Raw genomic sequence first — 20447 nt, 5'->3', positions numbered from 1 at the left:
TCGCGGCCAACCACAACAATACGCTCGTCGGCACCCTCCTCGTGGCCGGCGTAGCGCCGGACGCGACCGTGTGTTCAGGCTCAGGGCCAGGGCAGCGGGATCACCGTGAACCGTGAGCGCCTGGCCGGATCGTCGTCGCCGTCGAAGTACGCCTCGATTTCCCGTCGCGCGGCAGCACGCAGGGCCTGGTCGGCCGCCGAGCCGCCCGTCATGGCCTCGAGTCGCTGATCCAGCTTCTGCAGTTGCCATTCCGCGCCCTGTCGGACCTCGGCCAGCGCCTGGCGATCCCCGGCCCGGTCGAGCAGGGTGTTGAGCACCACGCGCTGCACCGTGCGTCGCAGCGCCTGCGCATTCCCGTCAGTGGCGGGCGCGGCGCCCCAGGTGCGGTCGACGATGGTCGAGAGCACCTCGTCGAGTGTGGGGAGCGACGCGTCGCGCGCGCTGAACTGCACGACCCGCGCGGCCCGCTCACGGTGCAGGAGTCCCTCGATCACCTCGGTGGCGAGCCCACCGGCGAGCGAGATCTGGTCGAACGACGTGCCGCCCGCCGACCCGATCCATTCGATGGCGTCGTCGCCGCCGTATGGCACCGGCGGGATCAGGGCCATGACGCGCTCCGGCACGGCCAGCTGCGCGGGCTCGAGGGCGTCGAGCGCCATGCCTAACGCGCGCCGCTGCGACGCGGCCGGCAGGATCGTCGTCGGTACCTGCCCGTCGCCGCGCATCGCGTAGCGGAAGTCCATCCCGCCCACGTACTTCACCAGGCCTTCGAGCGAGTAGCGGTGGTGCAGGTACACGTGCGCGAAACGCATGTTGAGCAGGTACATCGGCTCGCCTGGCTTGATCGCCTGCTCGTTGAACCTGTCGATCGCCACGCGCCGCACCGCCGAGGTCCGCTCGACGGCATCGAACATCGTCTTGCCCTCGACCCAGCGCGTGACTTCGGGGATCGAGCCCGCGGCATCGGCGTGCTGGTCGGCGACAAAGCGCACGTCACGATCGAGGATCTCCTTCACGATCTTCGCGAGCCCGGCCTTTTCGCTCGCCGCGTCGGGATACCACGTGTGCCCGTACCGGATCGCCAGCGAATCCCATGCGCCGGCAAACGGGGCGTAGGCCTTCGTGAGGTCAAGCTTTCCCTGCGCATCGACCGTGATGAGCGGGAACGGATAGTCCATCACGCTCGTGCGACCCTGCGCGTGCGCGATGTAGTTGTGCGACATGCCGAGGGTGTGCCCGATCTCGTGGGCGACATGCTGGCGCCGCCGGCTCATCGCGAACTGCTCAGCGCTCACGCCCAGTCCGGCCGCACCGGCGGCCGGGAGGAGGCCTGCATAGATGTTGTAGTCGATGAGCGAGCGCCACGAGTCCATGCGCACGACCGTGCGCAGGATCTCGCCGGTGCGCGGGTCGGAGAGCGACGGGCCGACCGAGGGGCCCGGGCCGCTGCGGTGCACCCAATAGATCATGTTGTAGCGCGCGTCCATCGGATCGGCGCCGGCCGGCAGGTCGCGAACCTGGAACGCATTCCGCCATCCCGCACCCTCGAACACCTTGTTCCACCAGCCGCCGCCCTCGCGGAAGGCGGAGCGGTATGGCTCAGGGATCGCCGGGTCGAGGTAATACACGATCGGCGTCACCGGCTCGGTGAGCTGCCCGCGCTGGTAGGCGGCGGGATCCTTCGGCACGAGGCGCCAGCGCGCGGTGTTGCCGCCACGATACGTCCCGTCAAAGCCCTGTCCGAAGTCGCTGAACGATCCACCAAAGAGCCCAGTCCGCGAATCGGCCACCCGCGGTCTGAAGCCGGCGGAGTCGGGGAGCGCCACGAGTGAATGGTGTACCTCGAACGTCGGAGCGGAGGCGTCTGGCGCCGCGCGCCGAAGCGCGAAGCCGGGGTTGTCGACCGCGAAGGTCAGCACCGCGTGGATTTCGGTGTTGCGCGGGAACGCCTTCGTGCGCGCCGGATCGATCCAGCTGCGATTGGCGTCCACGCGCCCGGAACCCTGCTGGCCGCGCCGGATGCTTTCGGCGATGCCATACGTATCGGAAAGGAACAGCGTCGTCGCGTCAGCCACGATCGTTCCGTTCGTCTCGGATTCGATCGGGAACGACGCGACCACCGACGTGGCAAAGGCCTCGGACGCACCACGTTGAGCCGCGGCGTCGGCGCCGATCGCTCGAACGCTCCAGTTGTCCCGCACGAGCACGACTCGTTTGCCGCGCTTCTCCAGGCGGACGACGGCGCTGCCGCCGGTCTGTCCACGGTCGAGACCGAGGGATGGTACGCCGGCCCCGGTGGCCAGCACGCTCTGGTGCAGGAAATCCCGGTTGAGTCGGTCGGGCGCGATCTCGAGGAGCACCTTGTTGCGGTCCTGGTCGACGCGAACGCCCAGGAACGGCGTTTCGGCGCCCTGGGCCAGGGCTGGTCGGCTGGGCGTCGTGGCTGCGACCAGCACGGCAGCCAGGGCAAGATGAATTCGCATGTCGGGACGGGTGAGGTTGCTGCCCCGGCGCGGACGGCGCGTCGCGCTCGGCGGCGCGGGGAAGGTAGCCTCAGGTCAGGTCGACGCCAGCCGGAGGCCGTCACGAGGAACCTCCCGCCGGTCCCGGGACTTCTCGGGGCAGGCCACACCACCCGGAGGAGGGGTATGCAGAACTGGCACGACATCCTGGCGATCACCCGCGGCACCAACGCTGCTCCACCGCGCCGCGTGGAGCGTACCGAAGCCCAGTGGCGCTCGCAGCTGTCTCCGGAAGCGTTCCGCGTGACGCGCCAGCACGGCACGGAGCGCGCGTTCTCCTCGGACATGTGCAGCCTCTTCGAACCGGGACGCTACGCCTGCGTGTGCTGCGGCACGGTCCTGTTCGACTCAGCGGAGAAGTTCGAGTCCGGCACGGGATGGCCGTCGTTCACGCAGCCGGTGGCGACCGACGTGATTGCCTATCGCGCCGACACCTCGTACGGCATGCTGCGGGTCGAGACGCTGTGCAACGTGTGCGACGCGCACCTCGGGCACGTGTTTCCCGACGGGCCGGCGCCCAGCGGGCTGCGATACTGCATGAACGCGGTGGCGCTGGCGCGGCACTCGGCGGGCGCTGGCGCGGCCTGAGCACGTTTCACCGGCGGGCGCGCGTGGCCCGGCGGGCGCCTAACGATCCAGCCGATCCAGCATCGGCTGGGTGATCAGCACCACGCCGCGATCCGTCCGGCGGAAGCGTTGCGCATCGAACGCCGGATCTTCGCCCACGACGAGGCCGGGCGGAATCCGCACGTCGCGGTCGATCACCACGTTTCGGAGCCGCGCGCCGCGCCCGATGTCGGCGTAGGGCTGCACCACCGCCGCCTCGAGCTTCACGTAGGAGTGCACCTTCACGCCCGTGAAGAGCAGGCTGCGGTGCACGTGCGACCCCGAGACGATGCACCCGCCGGACACCAGGGAGTTGAGTGCGGTGCCCCGGCGGCCGTCCTCGTTATGCACGAACTTGGCCGGTGGCACGATCTCGGCGTAGCTCCAGATCGGCCACGTCTGGTCGTAGAGGTCGAGGGACGGGGTGACCGTGGTGAGGTCGATGTTCGCCTCCCAGTAGGCGTCGATCGTTCCGGCATCACGCCAGTAGGCCTCCTGCTCGGTCGCCGCCTTGACGCAGGACTGGTCGAAGCGGTGGGCGACGGCTTTGCCGTGCGTGACGACGTACGGGATGATGTCCTTCCCGAAATCGTGGCTCGAGTCCGGGTTGCCGGCGTCGCGGCGGAGCAGGTCGAACAGAAAGGGCGTCTTGAAGACGTAGATCCCCATGCTCGCCAGCGCGAAGTCCGGGTTGCCGGGGATGCCCGGTGGATCGGCAGGTTTCTCGACGAACGTCACGATCCGGTCGGATTCGTCCACGTGCATGACGCCGAACCCGGTGGCCTCGAGCCGCGGGACCACGAGGCAGCCGACGGTCACGTCGGCGTCCTGCTCGACGTGCTGCTCGAGCATCAGCTCGTAGTCCATCTTGTAGATGTGGTCGCCGGCGAGGACGACCATGAACTCCGGTGCGTAGGGCTCGATGATGTCGATGTTCTGGTAGACGGCGTCGGCCGTGCCGTCGTACCACTGCGTCTCGGAGACGCGTTGGCTGGCCGGCAGGATGTCGAAGCTCTCGTTGCGTTCGGGGCGCAGGAAGTTCCAGCCGCGCTGCAGGTGCCGGATCAGGCTGTGCGCCTTGTACTGCGTGGCCACGCCGATGCGACGGATGCCGGAGTTGAGCGCGTTGGAGAGCGCGAAGTCGATGATGCGCGACTTGCCGCCAAAGAACACCGCCGGCTTGGCGCGGCGATCGGTCAGCTCGTGCAGGCGGGCCCCGCGGCCCCCGGCCAGGACATAGGCCATCGCGCTCCGCGCGATGTTGGTGGAGCGTCGCGTGGACATCATGCGTGAATCGCCGGCGAGCGTGACATGCAGCCTCCGGGCAGGTGGGGCGGTCCGTCGGCCCAACCTGTGCCGGTGCCACGCGGCGCGTAAGAGCCCCGGGTGCGGTAGATTGGCCGGACCGTCAGGCATTCGCCTTGTCCCCGCCGCCATGAGAGTCCTCTTCGTTGCCGCGGAAGTGGCACCGTTCGTGAAAACCGGTGGTCTTGCCGACGTCGCCGGTGCCCTGCCGGCGGCCCTGCGCGAGCGCGGCCTCGACGTGCGTGTGGTCATGCCGCGCTACCGCACGATCCGCGAACAAGGCGTGCCCGCCGAAGGGCCGATCGCCGCGGCATTTCTCCCGCTCGGAGAGAAGACGGAGGAACTGCGTGTCTGGCGGGCGACCAGCACCGCGGTGCCTACGTGGTTCCTCGACGTGCCGGCCGCGTTCGAACGTGCCGCGATCTACGGCGAGCCTGATGATGCGCGTCGGTTCATCCTGTTCGCACGCGGCGTCGTCACGCTCATGCAACACCTGCGTGAGGTCGAGGGATGGCAGCCGGACGTGGTGCACTGTCACGACTGGCACTCCGCCCTCGTGCCTAACTACATCCGAACGGTGCTCGCGTACACGTTTGGCCACATCGCCACCGTCTTCACGATCCACAACCTTGCGTACCAGGGTCAGGTGACGCCGGCCACGGTGGGTCTGGCCGGGCTCGCCGAGGGCGGTATGGTGGAAGACAGTGTGGGTCCGGGCGTCGCCGGCACGTTCAACTTCATGGCGCGGGGTATCGGGTTCAGTGACGTGGTGAGCACCGTGAGTCCCACGTACGCCACCGAGATCCGGACGGGCGAATACGGCGAACGGCTCGATGGTCTGCTCCGGCGTCGCGCCGATCGACTCGTCGGCATCCTGAACGGCATCGACACCACGGTCAACGACCCGTCGACCGATCGACACATCGCCGCGCACTACAGCGCGGACGACCCCTCGGGCAAGGCAGCGTGCAAGGCGGCGCTGCAACGCGAGTGCGGATGGGCCGAGGACGCCGGCCGTCCGCTCCTCGGCATCGTGTCCCGACTCGTCGAACAGAAAGGGCTCGACCTGCTGGATCGGGTGGTCCCGTGGCTGGTGGGTCGGACCAATGCGCAGCTGGTGGTGCTTGGCTCGGGGCAGGCGCACCTGGAGGCGACCTTTCGACAGCACGCGAAGGCGTACCCGGCGCGCGTCGCGGCCCGCATCGGCTTTGACGCCGCGCTGGCGCAGCGCATTTACGCCGGTGCGGATGCGTTCCTCATGCCCTCACGTTTCGAGCCTTGCGGCCTGGGCCAGATGATCGCGATGCGCTACGGCACGATCCCGATCGTGCGCGCCACCGGTGGGTTGAGCGACACGGTACGCGAAGGATGGGACGGCAACGGCTTTCGCTTTCACCCGCCCAACGCCCAGCACCTGGCCGAAGCGATCGATCGCGCGCTGGCGGTGTGGCGCGACCCGAAGAGCTGGGCCATCCTGCGTGACCGAGGAATGCGCGAGGACCATTCCTGGGGATCGGCCGCGGGCCAATACGCAACGCTCTACGAACGGGCGATCCGGAGTCGGCGCGGGTAACCCATGATCGCTTGCGCGCACGTCGATCAACAGCTGAACGCACCAGCCCTCCCTGCCGCCACCGATGATCACCACGGCACCCATCACCCTCGAATCCAACGGCGTTCGGCTCGAACCGCTCGCCACGAGCCACCGCGAAGGTCTCGCCCTCGCGGCGCAGGACGGCGCGCTCTGGGAGCTGTGGTATACCTCGGTCCCCCGGCCGGAGGAGGTCGAGGCCTACATAGAGACAGCGCTCGCGGGCCAGGCGGCGGGACACATGTTGCCATGGGCAGTCGTCGACACCGCAAGCGGGCGCGTCATCGGAAGCACGCGATACCATGACATCGTCCCGGCGATCGACCGCGTCGAGATCGGCTGGACGTGGTACGGGCACAGCTGGCAGCGGAGCCACGTGAACACCACATGCAAGCTCCTCCTGCTGGGCCACGCCTTTGAACGCCTCGGGTGCGCCGTCGTGGGTCTGCGCACCGACAACTTCAACTTTGCGTCGCAGCAGGCCATCGCGCGGCTTGGGGCGCAGCGCGATGGCGTGCTCCGTCACCATCAGGCGCGACGCGACGGCACAGTGAGGGACTCGGTGATGTTCAGCATTCTGGCCGCGGAATGGCCAGACGTGAAGCGGCACCTGGAGCTGCGGTTGCAGCGCGGCAACCGCACGGCCATCGGATAGCCGGACGGCTCAGCCCGTCACCCGCCACGCCGCCCGCTGGTCTTGGACTTCGTTGGCGGCTTCTGCGGCTGGTTTGGATGCGGCACCGGCGCCTTGCCTCCGGCGGGGTTCGCCTTGGCGCCCGGCGCGGGGTGCTTTCGCGAGAAGTCCGGGATCGTGCTCTTTTTCATGAATCCTCCTTGAGCGACCGCAGCGAGTCGCCGGGCAAGCGGTGATCTGAGGCAGAAGATACGCCCGCCGCGCGGCGCGGACCACACGCGAGACCTCGGGCAAGTCCCAGTTGTACCGCCGGACCCTGCGCGATAACGTGGGGGTCGCGAGGACAGGAGGGTTGGCGTGGCGTTCGAGTTGCAATCGCAGGCGTGGCCGGAGCGGCGGGCGATCCTGCTGATTCACGGCATCGGAAACGCAACGCGGGGTGACTACGTCGAGCTGCTCGCCGAGATCCGCACGATGCTCGGCGCTGCCGCGGACACCACCGCCATCTATCAGCTCTGGTACGACCAGGTCAACGACTGGTTCCAGGGCAAGACCCAGCTCGGCGACCTGCTGTCGCGCGCCATGGGTGCGATCTCCGAGCGACTGGCCGATCCCCAGCTGGGGCCTGCAGTCAGCGAGTCCATCGGGGACATCCTGTGGCCGGTGCTCGTGGCCGATGCACGCACCGCGGCGCGGGAAGCGTGCATCGCCCAGCTCAAGCAGATCGTACAGGACGGCGTGGCGAGCGGCGTGCCGGCGCGGCGCCAGCACCTGACGATCATCTGCCACTCGCTGGGGTGTTTCCATACGTACGAGGTGCTGCACCACATCGCGAAGTTTCCCTCGCACGGCCTGCAGCCCGGCCGCCACGAGGTGCAGTTCGCCAACGTCGTCTTCATGGCCTCACCGGTGCAGATGATCCGCACCGTGGCCGACGCCATGGGGAGTCTCGTGCCCAACAAGCGCTGGCTCTACTGCGTCCAGGGCGACAGTCTCACAATTCCTTCGGAAACCACCGTGTCCGGCATGGTGGTGCCTTCGGTGAAGCGCTGGGTGTCCATCACCGGCAACCTCGACCCCGTGGGCGGGTTCTTCTTTCGCAATCGCGCACCGTGGGCCTACATGGATGTTGCGGGTCAGGTCTCACGCATCGACGACCAGCAGGCCCTGAACATCGGCAGCAAAGCGGAGTTGTCGCAGCGGCTCATGGCTTCGCTGCGGGAGCGCGAGCGCCCGCAGATCGGCCCATCCAATCCGCACAGCTGGGAGCAATACGTCATTCGCAACGCGCCCGAGTTGCGGGACTGGTGCACGACATGAAGCCCGATCGCCTGGTCGCCGTGATGGCGTGCGCGTGGGCCGCGGCCGCGCACGCGCAGCCCACGACTCGGGGCGTGCGCTTCGACACCGCCGTGGTGCGCACCCTCACGGTCGATGCCTTGCTCGCGGCCGCGCGGGCCGAGGTGGCGCTGTATCGTCAGGTGTCGCCCAACCCCGCGCTGGCGGCCGTCGTCGACACTCTGCTGATGCGGCTCGATCGACCCGCGGTCTCGCGATTGCCGCTCCGCGTGGTCGCCGAAACGTTCGCCGCGCCTGGCGCGCCGCCGCAGGCGAGCTTTGGCCGGATTGCACGGTTTCGTCGTCGGGCTCAGGCGCCTGGGCTCGGCGCCGGCGATGCCGGTGCGCTGGATTCGCTGACCGGTTTCATGCCTGACATTCGCCGGTTGGTCGAATCCGCGCGGCCCGGCGCGCTGGAGGACTCCCTGGACCGCATCCTCGTGCCGCTCGATGCCATGCATTTTGCACAGCGCGTGGTATCGATCGGGCACAGTCTCGAGAAGCTCAATCGGTTCGAGCGCAAGTACGGGCCCGCGTCGCCGCAGCTCAACGCCGTCGAGGTCGGGCTCAACTACCTGGCCCAGTGGGTGCCGATGTTTTCGCCCACCGGCGAGGGGTGGCCCTCGCGCCTGGAGATCGTGAGCGCGTACGTGCCCGCCTATTTCACTGCGGCCGAGTCCAGGGCGCGCGCCGTGACCATCGCCGAGATCGGGGTGCGCAGCTACATCTGGCGGACGGGGTGGGGCGGAGCGGAGGGCGGTGTGCTGCGTCCCGGGTATGTGTCATTTGGCGTTGCCGTGGCCGGGGAGCGGGATGGCGTGTTCACGTCGCCGTTGCAGGGCAAGTCGCGCGTGGGTGCGTTCTTTGGTTGGGGGCAGGCCAAGGTGGCGTTCATCGGGGGCAGAGATTCACGCGTACTGGTGACGCGCCAGTTCCAGGCGATACCCTGGGTGTTCTGACGTCGCGCTTCGATGTGGTCGTTGAAGTCGCTGGCGGGGGGGCGCGTGGAGGTTGGAGGGCGAGGGGAAGGCGGGAGTGGCGGATGAAGAATTCATGGGCGGAAGGAAACGTCGCAGGTGCCGCGCGAGTCGGGGGAAAGGTGAGCAGCCGCACAATGAGAGCGAAGCTGATGTGCAGTGTGCTCGTCGGGAGCACAACGTTGGCAGCATCCTGCACCTCCGGCGCAGTGGAGCCCGTACCTTTGCCTCTCTCGATTGGCATCGAAGTGCCGCAGATTGCCGTGGGTGACGCCGCGGTGATCCTGCGGCTCATCGTCATCAACGAGTCCCCCGACACTGTGCGCTTCGTGACGCAGACGGACAACGTTGCGTTTCGAGCCTTCGTGAGCGATGCCTCCGGGAGGCAGGTCTGGGACAGTCAGCTCCTCCAGGTTCGAACCGAACCTGCCAACGCTATTGCCATTCCAGGATACGGCCGCCGTTCGTTCCTGACGCCGTGGGATTTTCGGGACAATTCCGGGGCTCGGCTCCCGGCGGGCGAGTATCACCTGAGTGGCGAGGTGGCGGACGCGCTCGCGCCCGTGTCGGCAACCGGTCAGTCGGTTTCGTTGAGATTGCGCGCGGTCCCCGTCAGGCTGTTCCTGCCCGGCTAAGGTCGGGCAGGGCTTGAGCGGCATCACGAGGCACTCACCTGAGTATCAACTGATTTCCGGATGCCCCCACCAGGAACGTACGCTGCCGACTGAGGGAGACTCACCGGGATGAACACGCGTGAGCTGTTGATCGACACGCACTCGCACCTGGCGCCCGCCGCCGTGCTTGCAAACCTGACACCGGAACACGCCTGTCGTCGCCCGGCGCACGCACCGCATTCCATCGCGGAGATCGTAGCCCACATGGCGTACTGGCAGACGTGGTTCACCGCTCGCATCGATGGGCGGGCAGAACCGATAGCCCGGTCGGCGAGGATCGGTTGGCCTGCGGTTGGCGAGGACGACTGGCTGGCCACGCGGACCCAATTTCTTGCCGGCTCGGACGAACTGGTGAGGGCGGCGTCGCGTCACGACCTCAGCCTGCCCGTCGACCCCGTCATTGAAACACCAATGATGGCGGCCTACACCTATCGCCATGTGTGCGAGCACGTTGCCCTGCACAATGCCCATCACCTTGGCCAGGTCGTGCTCCTGCGGCAGTTGATGGGCCTGTGGCCACCCCCGGAAGGCGGCTACACATGGTGAGCGGGCGACCGGCCGGTGCCCGAGGACGAAAGTCACGTGCTGGCTCGGAACATGAGCCGGTGGTCTCCCACGATCCGGTGCCGGAGCGTTTCGGCCGCGTTAGGCGAACATCGGGCAGCCAATCCAGGGTGGCACGCGGTGGAGGAGCGACAGCATGAGTCTCAGGGGCCTGGTCATTGCCAGCGCAGCGGTGGTGCTCCTGTCGAGCGCGGAGGCCTGGCACGTGGTTAGAGCCCCGGGTGGCGGATGCTTGCCGCCGACGTGCCGAGAGGGGCAGTGGCCGATGGCGACGCCGGTGGTCGTCCACGGGGATCGCTTCGTCATGATCGGCGACGGCGCAGACCCTCTGCGGATCCATGAATCCACCGACGGAGCGCAATGGCGGACGATGCGCACCAACGCGGCGTGGGGAAGCCGCTACCAGTCCGCCGACGCGTCATTTGGCGGTGTCTTGTGGCGTACGGGAGGATTCGAGTCCCGTGGTCAGCAGCGGACCTATTTCAACGACGTGTGGAGCTCGACGGACGCCGTGAGCTGGCACAGGGTAATCGCCGAGGCGCCTTGGCCACCCACGGCTGGCGCACACTTGATCCCCTTTCGTGACTCCCTCTGGCTGATAGGTGGAGAACGAGGCGACGGCACCGTGTGGAGCACCCGCGATGGCGTGACCTGGGTTCCGCATCGCGCGACCGGCTTGCCCCCTGCGCCCCCGTCGCGGGTGATCGTCTTCCAGAATGCCCTGTGGATCCTTGGGCATGGTCGTTGGGAGCACGCGACGAATGACGTGTGGACCTCGCCGGATGGTGCCCATTGGCGACGGGTACAGGCGGCAGCGCCGTGGTCAGCGCGGACCTATCCGGGCGTCGGCGTTGCGAGAGGCCGCATGTGGGTGATCGCGGGCGTTGGACTACGCGACGTGTGGTCCTCGTCGGACGGAGTTCAGTGGAGCCGCTCGAACGCCGAGCTTCCCGGTCCTCCGCGTGCAGCGAATTTTGTCGTGTCCCATCGCAATGCCGTGTGGGTCTTCGGAGGGAAGACGGGCGGCTCTGGCGACACTGGCTTCTGGGACGGCATTTACGCGTTGCGTTGAAGGCGGGCGGAGTCCACGCGGGCAGTCCGGCAACGAGGGGGTGCCTTCCCGCTGAGCTGCCGCGCGATGGATCGCGCGGAGGCGGTGGCTGGCTAACCAATAGTTGCAGCCGGCGTCGGCTGGCGATATGGTTGGCGGCGCGGCGCCCGTGCAGCCAGTGTGCTCGCGGACGGCGCAGAAGGACCATCCTCGTCACGCCGCGACCCAACGCTGGCGCCATCCGCCGGGGACAATCGCATCGCCATCAGCCCGAGCGCTTCCAGGAGCCTACCATGATCCCTCTGGACGCAGTCATCGCGTACGAACGCATATGGTGCGAGGGTATCAATCGCGGCGATGCATCGGTCGCGGATGCAGCCTTCGAGGAGGATTGCATCGTTCATATCACCGGGGCTCCCGAACCGTTGCGTGGGGTCGGCTCGTGGAAGGAGTTCGTCACGGAATTCCTGCGTGCCTTTCCCGATCTGCACTTCACGATCGAAGATCAGGTGGTCCAGGGCAGCGTCGTGGCATTCCGTTGGCGAGCCACCGGAACCCACACCGGACCGCTCGGCCCGGCTCCTGCAACCGGCAAGCGAATCGCGATCGACGGGCTGATCGTCGACCACATCGTGGATGGCAAGGTGAAGGAGCGCTGGGAGCAGTTTGATCAGCTGCTCATGCTGCAGCAGCTTGGGCTGACCTGATTCGGCGCGCGGCCTGTGGCGTCAAAGCCTTCGCTGCCATCGACGATGCTCGAACACCGCGTTGACGGGCTGAGAGAGAGGAGCTGACATGGCAACGCTCGTGTTCGGAATGAATCAATCGCTGGACGGCTACGTTGACCACACGGCGTTTGCGCCCAGCCCCGCGCTCTTTCGCCACTTCATCGAGGAGGTGCGGAGACAGGCGGGGAGCCTCTACGGGCGGCAGATGTATGAGGTCATGCGCTATTGGGACGACGACCACCCCGAATGGGGTGCAGACGAGCACGCCTTCGCCGCGGCGTGGCGGAGTCAACCGAAATGGGTCGTCTCGCGCTCGCTGACGTCGGTCGGCCCAAACGCCACGCTCGTCGGGCACGACCTTGCAAGCGCGATCCGCAGGCTCAAGGCCGAGCGTGACGGGGAGATCGAAGTGGCGGGCCCGGACCTGGCACAGAGCGTCGCCGAGCTTGGCCTGATCGACGAGTATCGGATCTACCTGCACTCCGTCGTGCTTGGTCACGGCAAGCCTTACTTCGCCGGACCTCGGCCGCCACTCCGACTCGTGACCCATGATCGGGTGGACGAGAGTGTCGTCAGGCTGACCTACGTGCCGGCGTGACAGCGCTTCCGATCGCCAATTGCAACGCGCGCCAGTGGGGCGTCGCGACGGCGACTGATACGTGGGCGTTCACTGCCGACGGCTCGTGGACGTTTGAGGCCAGCGCGGCACGGCACTTCGGCACGACGCGGCGCGGACGATACCTGCTCGAGGCCGACGCTCAGGGCGCGGCTACCGACCCGCCTACGGCAGAGCATGTGGAGGCGCACCTGAGAACACGCGGGTCTGGGTGAACACCGGTTCTCGGGTCTACCACTGCGCCGGGACTCGCTTCTATGGAAACACCAAGCAGGGCCGCTCTATGACGGAGGCAGAGGCTCGGCGTGCCGGCAATCGATCAGCTGGAGGTCGGACGTGTTCGTGAGGAGGCGTTCAGGGGCCGGGCCGAGGCCTGACGAGAACGCCGCCCGGGGAGCCACTGAGCGGGAGTAGTGGACAAGCGTCGGCCCGCGCGTTGATTGCGGTCGCGACGCTGAACGGGAAACACCTGGTCGCGCGCGGTTCGAACAACCCGCGTAAGAGCGTCGGAGCCAGACCGGCTCGTCCACCCGAGCAGTGAGCCCGAAGAACCGCATGCAGGAGACATCAGACAGGCCGGCCGCCACCGCTCGCCAGGCCGAGGAGCTCGACACCGAGTTCCATCGGGGCCTAGGACTCTATGATTCGACGATGGTGGTCGTCGGGTCCATGATCGGTTCCGGCATCTTCATCGTGTCAGCCGACATGGGCCGCGTGCTCGGCGCGCCGGGCTGGTTGCTGGCAGCCTGGGTTCTGACCGGCGTGCTCACCGTGCTGGGTGCGCTGTCGTACGGCGAACTGGCGGCGATGATGCCGCGCGCCGGCGGCCAATACGTCTACCTGCGCGAAGCCTTCTCGCCGCTCTGGGGCTTCCTCTATGGATGGACGCTGTTCCTCGTCATCCAGACCGGGACCATCGCCGCGGTCTCCGTGGGCTTCGCGCGCTACCTCGGTGTGCTGGTGCCATGGGTCGACGACGCCAACTACCTCATCGCGCCCATCCATGTCAGCTCGGGCTACGCGATCTCGCTGTCGACGACGCAGCTCGTCGGCATCCTCATGATCGCGTTGCTGACCTGGACCAACACGCGCGGCCTCGAATACGGAAAGCTGATCCAGAACGTCTTCACGACGGCCAAAGCCGGCGCGCTGCTCGCGCTGATCGCCGTCGGCCTGCTGCTCGGGTGGAACGCGGTCGCGGTGGGCGACAACTTCGGCGAGTTCTGGACCGTGCGCGGCGCCACGGACATCGTGCCCGGAGTGTCGGCGCTCACCACGTTTGGCCTGATCGTGGCGCTGTGCGTGTCGCAGACCGGGTCGCTCTTTTCGTCGGAAGCGTGGAACAACATCACCTTCACGGCCGGCGAGGTGAAGGATCCACGCCGCAACATCCCGCTGTCGCTGGCCTTCGGCACGTCGATCGTCATCGGCCTGTATCTTCTGGCCAACGTCGCGTACCTGGTCACGCTCCCGTTCGACGCGATTCAGCACGCACCGTCAGACCGCGTCGCGACCGCGACGCTCGACGCGGTCTTTCCCGGGTTCGGCGCGACCATCATGGCGGTGGGCATCATCGTGTCGACCTTCGGCTGCAACAACGGCCTGATCCTGGCCGGGGCACGCGCGTTCTATGCGATGGCGCGTGACAGGCTCTTCTTCGAACGCGTGGCCACGCTCAACCGTGCAAAGGTGCCTGGCTGGGGCCTCGCGCTCGAAGGCATCTGGGCCGCGGCGCTGGTGCTGCCGCGCACCTACAACGCGACAACAGGCACGTACGGCAACCTCTACAGCAACCTGCTCGACTACGTGGTGTCGGCGGCGCTGATCTTCTATCTGTTGACCATCGCCGGGATCTTCCGATTGCGCCGCACGCGGCCAGACCTTCCGCGACCGTACCGCGCGTTCGGCTACCCCTGGCTGCCGGCGCTCTACATGATCGGCGTGGTCGCGGTGCTGGCGGTCCTCTTCGTGTATCGCACCGCGACCACGTGGCCGGGGCTCGTCATCGTGCTGCTGGGCGTCCCGGTGTACTTCGCCTGGAAGGCGAAGGCGGCCCGATGACACCAAATACGCTGTTTCCGACCGGTTGGCAAACGTTCCTCGCCGGCGGCCTGCTGATCGGAATTGGCGTGTCGCTCCTGTTCGCGATGACGGGCCTGATCGGCGGCATGAGCACGGTGTTCACGTCCACCTGGTCGTTCGTCTCACGTGCGGCGTACTTCCGGCAGGAGCGATTCGTGTCGAGTCGCAGGTGGCGCCTGGTGTACGCCGTGGGCCTGGTGCTGGGCGCGCTCGCGTGGCTCCTGCTGCTGGGTCCAGACGTCGACCTCACCACGACCGTGCCATGGTGGCGGTTGCTGATCGGTGGGCTCCTCGCCGGGTACGGCGCGCGTCTCTCGAATGGCTGCACCTCGGGTCATGGCATCTGCGGCCTGGCATCGTTGCAGCTGCCCTCGCTCCTGGCGGTGCTCACGTTCGTCGCCTCGGCCATGGTCACGGCGCAGCTAGTGGCGCGGGTGGTGGCGCGATGAAGCTGGCTTCGACGCTCACCGTGCTGTGTTGCGGAGCGCTCTTCGGATTCGGGCTTGCACTGTCGGCGATGATCAGGCCCGAGGTCGTTCTGTCGTTCCTGGAGTGGCAGGACTTCGGGCTCATGCTCGTCCTGGGCGGCGCGGCCGGAGTCGCGCTGGTGGCGTACCAGCTCCTGCCACGCCTCATGCGAAAGCCGGTGCTCGCCGAGCGATTCGGGGTGCATCCATCGGTGCTCGATCGCGATACCATCGTGGGCGCCGCGATCTTTGGTGCCGGCTGGGGACTGAGCGGTGTGTGTCCCGGCCCGGCGATTGCCTCGCTCGGCGCGGGCAACTGGCCCGTGCTCTGGGCGCTCGGCGGGATCGCGCTCGGCGCGTGGGTGCATGGCCTGCAGAAGTCGCGCTGACCACGCACTCGGAGCGCGGCAGGCAAGGCGTCGTCCTCGTCAGGCCCGATGTGGGTGGCGCGCCCGATCGCAATCCGGACGATAATCAGAGATCGCAGTGCCGCAGCTTCATGTCTATCGCGAGGGCCTTGGCGGCAAGTGGGCCGCACAGTGCCGCAGCACCTTCCGGGCATGGCCGACTTCGCTGCAGCGTTCAAGCCGTACCGCACGCTGCCGGTGGGTGGCGACGGACTCGCGCTGTGAGACTTCCTCTCCAAGCTCGTGTCCCACAGGGGTGGGCGCATGACGATCGCACTCAACGACGGCACAGGGAGTCTTCGACATGCTTGAGAACCTCCTCTCTTTCTGGTGGCTGGCTGGTGCGATACTCATCGGCCTGGCGGTTCCACTCGCGGCCGTGATGATCGTGATCGATCATCGACGTCATCGCTCCTGGCCGAACACGGGGCTTGCTGTGCTCTGGTGCGCTCTGACGCTCGCGATTGCGGGCATCGTGCGAGGCAACCTGTCGCCACCGCTTTTTGGCGTGCCGCTGGTGCTTCTCCTGAGCCTTGGCTGGTCGCGCCGGAAGTCCTGGTTCGTTGCGGGCGTGACGACTGGCTACTGCCTTGTCGCTGCCGTGGTGATCGTGGTCGCCTTTCGGCGACCGAACGATGTGAACGGCTGGCTGCTGCTTGCGGCGCCGACGTCTCTCATTGCGCTGACGCTGTGGCGAACGCGTCGCCAGCGGTAGCATTGTTGAATGTGTCGCGGCGCGGCGGACCGCTGCGTCCTGACGCCGGCCAGGTACAGCTCGGTGGGCTGTCGGATCGGGATCCCCGGAGCATAGCTCAATGGAGCAACAGCCTCGCGCGCACGAAGACAAGGTCAGTCTGGACACGGCGGTTGGCCTGTCGTTTGACTACCTCAAGCAGCTCGGAACGATCGCGATGACCACCGCGGGCGGGTTGATCGCGCTCGGCCAGTTCGTGGACGGCGATCGGAAGTTCTTCATCAAGATCATGATCGCGACTGGAATGCTGTTCCTGTCGGCGCTCCTGGCGTTCCTCGTGCAGTTCTCGCTCATCGATCGCGTGCGCCAGAGTCACGAGATCCTGCGTCACGGGGAGCAGCCAAGCCAGCCCGTATCATCCGCGAAGAGGCTGGAGAAGCGGTTCGAGGGACTGGCGCTCTGGCTTCTGGCGATCGGAATGGGTGTCGCGCTCCAGGCGCTCGCGGGCATTGGCGTGCCTCGCTGATGCATTGAATCGCGGCGCGCGTGTTACGCCGCTGCGAGCTCGGGGATCGCGAGCCCGTGCTTGATCAGCCCCGGCATTCATGGCAAACCACCTGCTGCGCCTGCTGGTTGCTGATCCGGCCGGCGCGGTGCGACGGGTAGCGGGGATGGGCCATCAGATCTCATCCCCGGCTCCGTGCCACCCTCGGGAGGCGTACCCCCAGGGTGCCTGAAGCGGCGGTGACGCCCCAGGTTAGCGTGTCGTGTCGACCGGCATCCCATGACAGCGCCTCAGGGCGGAGTCGCGCGGGAACTCGGGCTGGCGGACATCTCCGCCCCCGTTCCTCCCGCCGACGTTTGATAGGCGCACCTCGGCCACCAGATCGCGCGCGTCTTGCCCCACCCACTCCCAGGCGACCCCGTGCGCCGCGCGCACGCTCAGTCGCGCCGTGCGATCGTGCGTGCTGTGACGCGCAAAAAGGTGGAAACATCCTCGCGAGTCGCTGATGACGCGAGCGCCACCGCCGCGCGAGGGTTGAGGAAAGCTGATGGCCACGATAGCGCCGGCGAGTGGCGATCCGCCCGCCATCACGACGCCATCCACGTGCGTCACGTCGTGATAGGATCTGGGGAGGAGGACGATCAACACCAGCCCAATGGCGGCGAGAGCCCCGACGCCAGCCAGTACCCGCGAGGTCATGCGCTGCCTCCTCATGGTGCCGTCAATGGCTGGAGTGTAACGTGGCGACGATGATGGCCTCCGTCGAGGGCCGAAACCGTGCGACCTGGAGGAGGGCAACGCCATGGCGAGACGCGAAATCAAGACCAAGCCGACGGACGCCAGCGTCGGCGCTTACATCGCGGCTCGAGCCAGTGAACACCAACGCAAGGACTGCCGCACTCTGATGGCGATGCTCAGGAGGGTCACTCGCAAGACGCCACGGATGTGGGGGCCGAGTATCGTTGGGTATGGCTCGTATCGATACACCTATGAGACCGGTCGCACGGGCGAGGCGCCGCTCGCGAGCTTCGCCATTCGAGGGCGCGACCTGGTGGTGTACGTGATCGCCGACTCAGCCAGTCAGCGCGCCGCCCTGGCGTCACTCGGCAAGCACACCATGGGGAGATCCTGCCTCCACATCAGACAACTGGCCGACGTCGACCTGTCGGTGCTGGAGCAGCTCGTCGCTGGATCCATTGCCGAAGTGAAGCGACGCTACCCGTCGCCGCGGAACGCCTGACGAGTGAGGGCTCGGCAGTGATGAGGTGACGGCTGCGGCTGGCATGGTGGCGAGGGGAGTGCAGGCCCCCCGCTTCGGCAGGGCGCGCGTCAAGCCAACCGGCGGGTGCATCGCGCGGGTCGGCGCCGGTAGTCTCCCGGCGACCAATCACCCGTGAAGACATCCATGCGCACTCATACGGTTCTCCGCCTCGTCCCCGTGCTCCTCGTCGCGCTGGCGGGCGCGGCCTTTGTCGACGCTGCACCACGCGGCACGCATCCTCGCGACCTCGTCATCACCGCAACGGACTACGCCTTTCAGGCGCCCGACACCGTGCCGGCCGGGCTCACCCGCGTCCAGCTGGCGAGCAACGGCAAGGAGTTCCATCACGTGCAACTCGTGCGGATCCCAAGTGGTCGTGAGCTCCGCGATGTCATGCAGGTCATGAGCGCCAAGGGCGCCTTCCCGTCCTGGCTGACCTTCGTTGGCGGTCCCGAGGCAACGCTCGGTGGCAACGGTGACGTCACGATGCAGCTCGAGCCCGGCAAGTATGCCGTCATCTGCGTCATCAGTTCACCACACGACGGTGTGCGACACGTGGCCAAGGGCATGGCGCGTGAGATCACCGTCGTGCCGTCGTCGCGCCGAAGCGAGCCGGCGCCTCGTGCCGACACTCGGCTCACGCTCGACGACTACTCCTTCACGTTCGCTCCGTCGCTCACCGCCGGGCGACACACGATCGCCGTGGAGAACAAGGCCGCGCAGCCGCATCACGTGGAGATCATGAAGCTCGAGCCTGGCAAAACGGCGGACGACGCCATGGCGTGGTCGCGTACCCGGCAGGGGCCTCCGCCATTCCAGGTCTGGGGTGGGACGAGTGCGCTCTCACCGGGGAAGGCCGTCACCCTGACGGGCGACTTCACGCGCGGGATCTACCTGCTGGTGTGCTTCGTGCCCGATGCCACGGACGGTCGTTCGCACCTTGCCCACGGAATGCTCCAGGTACTCACCATCGAGTAGGGCGGGGGGCACGTGTCACGGCGTCGCAGTCGGGCCCGTGGCACGTTGCACCCGTATCTTCCACGGATGCGTCCCCTCCTCGCAGACGGCGCAAGCCGCGCCATTCGCTACCTCGAAGGGCTTCCCGACCGCCGCGTGGCTCCAGTGCCCGAGGCACTCGAACACCTCGGGCGGTTCGACGGCGAACTGCCCGATGCGTCGGACGATCCGCGCGCCGTGCTCGCCATGCTGGACGACGTGGGGTCACCGGCCTCCATGGCGATGGCGGGTCCCCGCTTCTTCGGGTTTGTCATCGGTGGTGCGCTCCCGATCACGGTCGCGGCGAACTGGCTCGCGACGGCGTGGGACCAGAATACCGGCATTCACCGGGTGACACCGTTCGTCGCGCAGCTGGAGCAGACCGCGTTGCGCTGGCTCGTGCAGCTCCTCGGACTGCCTCCGGGCACGGGCGGTGCGTTCGTCACCGGCGCGACGGTGGCGAACTTCACCGCGCTCGCCGCCGCCCGGCAGGTGGTGCTCGCGCGCGCCGGATGGGACGTCGAAGCCGATGGCCTCTTCGGCGCACCACCGATCACGGTGGTGGTGAGCGCCGAGCAGCATCCGAGCGTGCTCAAAGCGCTCGGCCTCCTGGGGCTCGGCAGATCCCGTGTGGTCACCGTGCCGGTGGATGGGCAGGGGCGCATGATCGCGACGGGTCTGCCGCGTGTTGATGGCCCAACGATCGTGTGCGTTCAGGTGGGCAACGTGAACACGGGGAGCTGCGACCCGGTTGCGGCCATCGCCGAGCAGACGCGCGCGACCGGCGCGTGGCTGCACGTGGACGGTGCCTTTGGCCTGTGGGCAAGCGCGGCGCCGGCGCGCGCGCACCTGACACAGGGGGCGGCGCTGGCCGATTCGTGGGCGACGGATGCGCACAAGTGGCTCAACGTGCCCTACGACTGCGGCATCGCGTTCGTGCGCAACCCCGCCGACCTGCAGCGAGCCATGTCGATCAGTGCGGCATACCTTCCGATGGAGACGGCGCATCGGAACCCGTCGGACTTCACCCCGGAGCTATCGCGGCGCGCGCGCGGCGTGGACGTGTGGGCCGCGCTCCGAACGCTGGGGCGCGCGGGCGTCGCCGACCTCGTCGAGCGCTGTTGTCGCCACGCCGAGCGTTTCGCCACGGGGCTCCGCGATGAGGGGTTCGAGATCCTGAACGACGTCGTGCTCAATCAGGTGCTCGTGGCGTTCGGCGATGCAGCAACGACGGACCGTGTGGTCGCGGCGATCCAGGAGGACGGGACCTGCTGGTGTGGCGGCACGGTGTGGCAGGGGCGTCCAGCGGTGCGCATCAGCGTTTCGTCGTGGGCCACGACCGAGCGCGACGTGGAGTTGAGCATCGCCGCGATCGCGCGCGGGGCGCGAAGCGTCGGTGTGGCCAACGCTGCCAGAGCTGACGTCTAGC

General features: G+C 67.6%; 21 protein-coding genes. 17 read left to right on the top strand and 4 right to left on the bottom strand.

Annotated features, from left to right (window positions below; all coding sequences use genetic code 11):
• Nucleotides 1–80: 80 nt before the first annotated feature.
• A complete protein-coding gene (locus IT361_02585; GenBank protein ID MCC6316552.1) occupies nucleotides 81–2483 on the bottom strand; it encodes a zinc-dependent metalloprotease in 2403 nt (800 codons plus the stop codon).
• Nucleotides 2484–2648: 165 nt separating this feature from the next.
• On the opposite strand from IT361_02585, the gene msrB reads away from it, so the two are divergent.
• On the top strand, nucleotides 2649–3110 hold the full coding sequence (gene msrB / locus IT361_02580) for a peptide-methionine (R)-S-oxide reductase MsrB (protein MCC6316551.1): 462 nt from the start codon (nucleotides 2649–2651) through the stop codon (nucleotides 3108–3110).
• A 39-nt stretch (nucleotides 3111–3149) separates the two neighbouring features.
• Here the strand turns inward: msrB and glgC are convergent, their stop codons facing one another.
• On the bottom strand, nucleotides 3150–4415 hold the full coding sequence (gene glgC / locus IT361_02575) for a glucose-1-phosphate adenylyltransferase (GenBank protein ID MCC6316550.1): 1266 nt from the start codon (nucleotides 4413–4415) through the stop codon (nucleotides 3150–3152).
• A 148-nt stretch (nucleotides 4416–4563) separates the two neighbouring features.
• Here glgC and glgA point away from each other — a divergent pair, with 148 nt between their 5' ends.
• The gene (gene glgA / locus IT361_02570) at nucleotides 4564–6006 is read left to right on the top strand and encodes a glycogen synthase GlgA (GenBank protein ID MCC6316549.1); all 1443 of its coding nucleotides are present in this window, start codon (nucleotides 4564–4566) and stop codon (nucleotides 6004–6006) included.
• Between the two features lie 64 nt (nucleotides 6007–6070).
• Nucleotides 6071–6679 (top strand): GNAT family N-acetyltransferase, encoded by a 609-nt coding sequence (locus IT361_02565; protein ID MCC6316548.1) that lies wholly within the window; start codon nucleotides 6071–6073, stop codon nucleotides 6677–6679.
• A gap of 17 nt (nucleotides 6680–6696) precedes the next feature.
• On the opposite strand, the gene IT361_02560 is transcribed toward IT361_02565, so the two are convergent.
• Entirely contained in the window at nucleotides 6697–6849 is a 153-nt protein-coding gene (locus IT361_02560; GenBank protein MCC6316547.1) for a hypothetical protein, read from the bottom strand.
• Nucleotides 6850–7015: 166 nt separating this feature from the next.
• On the opposite strand from IT361_02560, the gene IT361_02555 reads away from it, so the two are divergent.
• From IT361_02555 to IT361_02505, 11 genes are all read left to right on the top strand, one after another.
• Entirely contained in the window at nucleotides 7016–7978 is a 963-nt protein-coding gene (locus IT361_02555) for a hypothetical protein (GenBank protein ID MCC6316546.1), read from the top strand.
• Nucleotides 7975–8955 (top strand): hypothetical protein, encoded by a 981-nt coding sequence (locus IT361_02550; GenBank protein MCC6316545.1) that lies wholly within the window; start codon nucleotides 7975–7977, stop codon nucleotides 8953–8955. Before IT361_02555 ends, IT361_02550 begins: the two co-directional genes overlap by 4 nt.
• Before the next feature lie 242 nt (nucleotides 8956–9197).
• On the top strand, nucleotides 9198–9608 hold the full coding sequence (locus IT361_02545) for a hypothetical protein (protein MCC6316544.1): 411 nt from the start codon (nucleotides 9198–9200) through the stop codon (nucleotides 9606–9608).
• A 108-nt stretch (nucleotides 9609–9716) separates the two neighbouring features.
• Nucleotides 9717–10193: a DinB family protein gene (locus IT361_02540; GenBank protein MCC6316543.1), complete on the top strand. Its 477-nt coding sequence runs from the start codon at nucleotides 9717–9719 to the stop codon at nucleotides 10191–10193.
• A gap of 1362 nt (nucleotides 10194–11555) precedes the next feature.
• On the top strand, nucleotides 11556–11969 hold the full coding sequence (locus tag IT361_02535; protein ID MCC6316542.1) for an ester cyclase: 414 nt from the start codon (nucleotides 11556–11558) through the stop codon (nucleotides 11967–11969).
• Nucleotides 11970–12057: 88 nt separating this feature from the next.
• Nucleotides 12058–12588 (top strand): dihydrofolate reductase family protein, encoded by a 531-nt coding sequence (locus IT361_02530; GenBank protein ID MCC6316541.1) that lies wholly within the window; start codon nucleotides 12058–12060, stop codon nucleotides 12586–12588.
• Nucleotides 12589–13161: 573 nt separating this feature from the next.
• Nucleotides 13162–14667 carry an amino acid permease gene (locus tag IT361_02525; GenBank protein MCC6316540.1) on the top strand — a complete coding sequence of 502 codons (1506 nt, stop codon included), beginning with the start codon at nucleotides 13162–13164 and terminating at the stop codon, nucleotides 14665–14667.
• On the top strand, nucleotides 14664–15137 hold the full coding sequence (locus IT361_02520) for a YeeE/YedE family protein (GenBank protein MCC6316539.1): 474 nt from the start codon (nucleotides 14664–14666) through the stop codon (nucleotides 15135–15137). The genes IT361_02525 and IT361_02520 overlap by 4 nt, the downstream gene beginning before the upstream one ends.
• Nucleotides 15134–15544, top strand: a complete 411-nt coding sequence (locus IT361_02515; GenBank protein ID MCC6316538.1) for a YeeE/YedE family protein — start codon at nucleotides 15134–15136, stop codon at nucleotides 15542–15544. The genes IT361_02520 and IT361_02515 overlap by 4 nt, the downstream gene beginning before the upstream one ends.
• 322 nt (nucleotides 15545–15866) lie before the next feature.
• Nucleotides 15867–16277 (top strand): hypothetical protein, encoded by a 411-nt coding sequence (locus IT361_02510; protein MCC6316537.1) that lies wholly within the window; start codon nucleotides 15867–15869, stop codon nucleotides 16275–16277.
• 100 nt (nucleotides 16278–16377) lie between these two features.
• The gene (locus IT361_02505) at nucleotides 16378–16782 is read left to right on the top strand and encodes a hypothetical protein (protein MCC6316536.1); all 405 of its coding nucleotides are present in this window, start codon (nucleotides 16378–16380) and stop codon (nucleotides 16780–16782) included.
• Nucleotides 16783–17013: 231 nt separating this feature from the next.
• Here IT361_02505 and IT361_02500 read toward each other — a convergent pair whose 3' ends face one another.
• Nucleotides 17014–17460, bottom strand: coding sequence for a hypothetical protein (locus tag IT361_02500; protein MCC6316535.1), 447 nt, complete (start codon nucleotides 17458–17460; stop codon nucleotides 17014–17016).
• Nucleotides 17461–17563: 103 nt separating this feature from the next.
• Between IT361_02500 and IT361_02495 the strand changes: the two genes are divergently transcribed.
• The 3 genes from IT361_02495 to IT361_02485 all read left to right on the top strand — a co-directional run bounded on the left by IT361_02495 (nucleotide 17564) and on the right by IT361_02485 (nucleotide 20446).
• Entirely contained in the window at nucleotides 17564–18001 is a 438-nt protein-coding gene (locus IT361_02495) for a DUF1801 domain-containing protein (GenBank protein ID MCC6316534.1), read from the top strand.
• A gap of 165 nt (nucleotides 18002–18166) precedes the next feature.
• The gene (locus IT361_02490; GenBank protein ID MCC6316533.1) at nucleotides 18167–19000 is read left to right on the top strand and encodes a hypothetical protein; all 834 of its coding nucleotides are present in this window, start codon (nucleotides 18167–18169) and stop codon (nucleotides 18998–19000) included.
• A 66-nt stretch (nucleotides 19001–19066) separates the two neighbouring features.
• Nucleotides 19067–20446 carry an aspartate aminotransferase family protein gene (locus tag IT361_02485; protein MCC6316532.1) on the top strand — a complete coding sequence of 460 codons (1380 nt, stop codon included), beginning with the start codon at nucleotides 19067–19069 and terminating at the stop codon, nucleotides 20444–20446.
• Nucleotide 20447 lies beyond the last annotated feature (1 nt).

The organism is Gemmatimonadaceae bacterium (assembly GCA_020846935.1).
Taxonomy (GTDB): domain Bacteria; phylum Gemmatimonadota; class Gemmatimonadetes; order Gemmatimonadales; family Gemmatimonadaceae; genus RBC101.
This window is presented reverse-complemented; position numbering and strand designations above follow the sequence as displayed.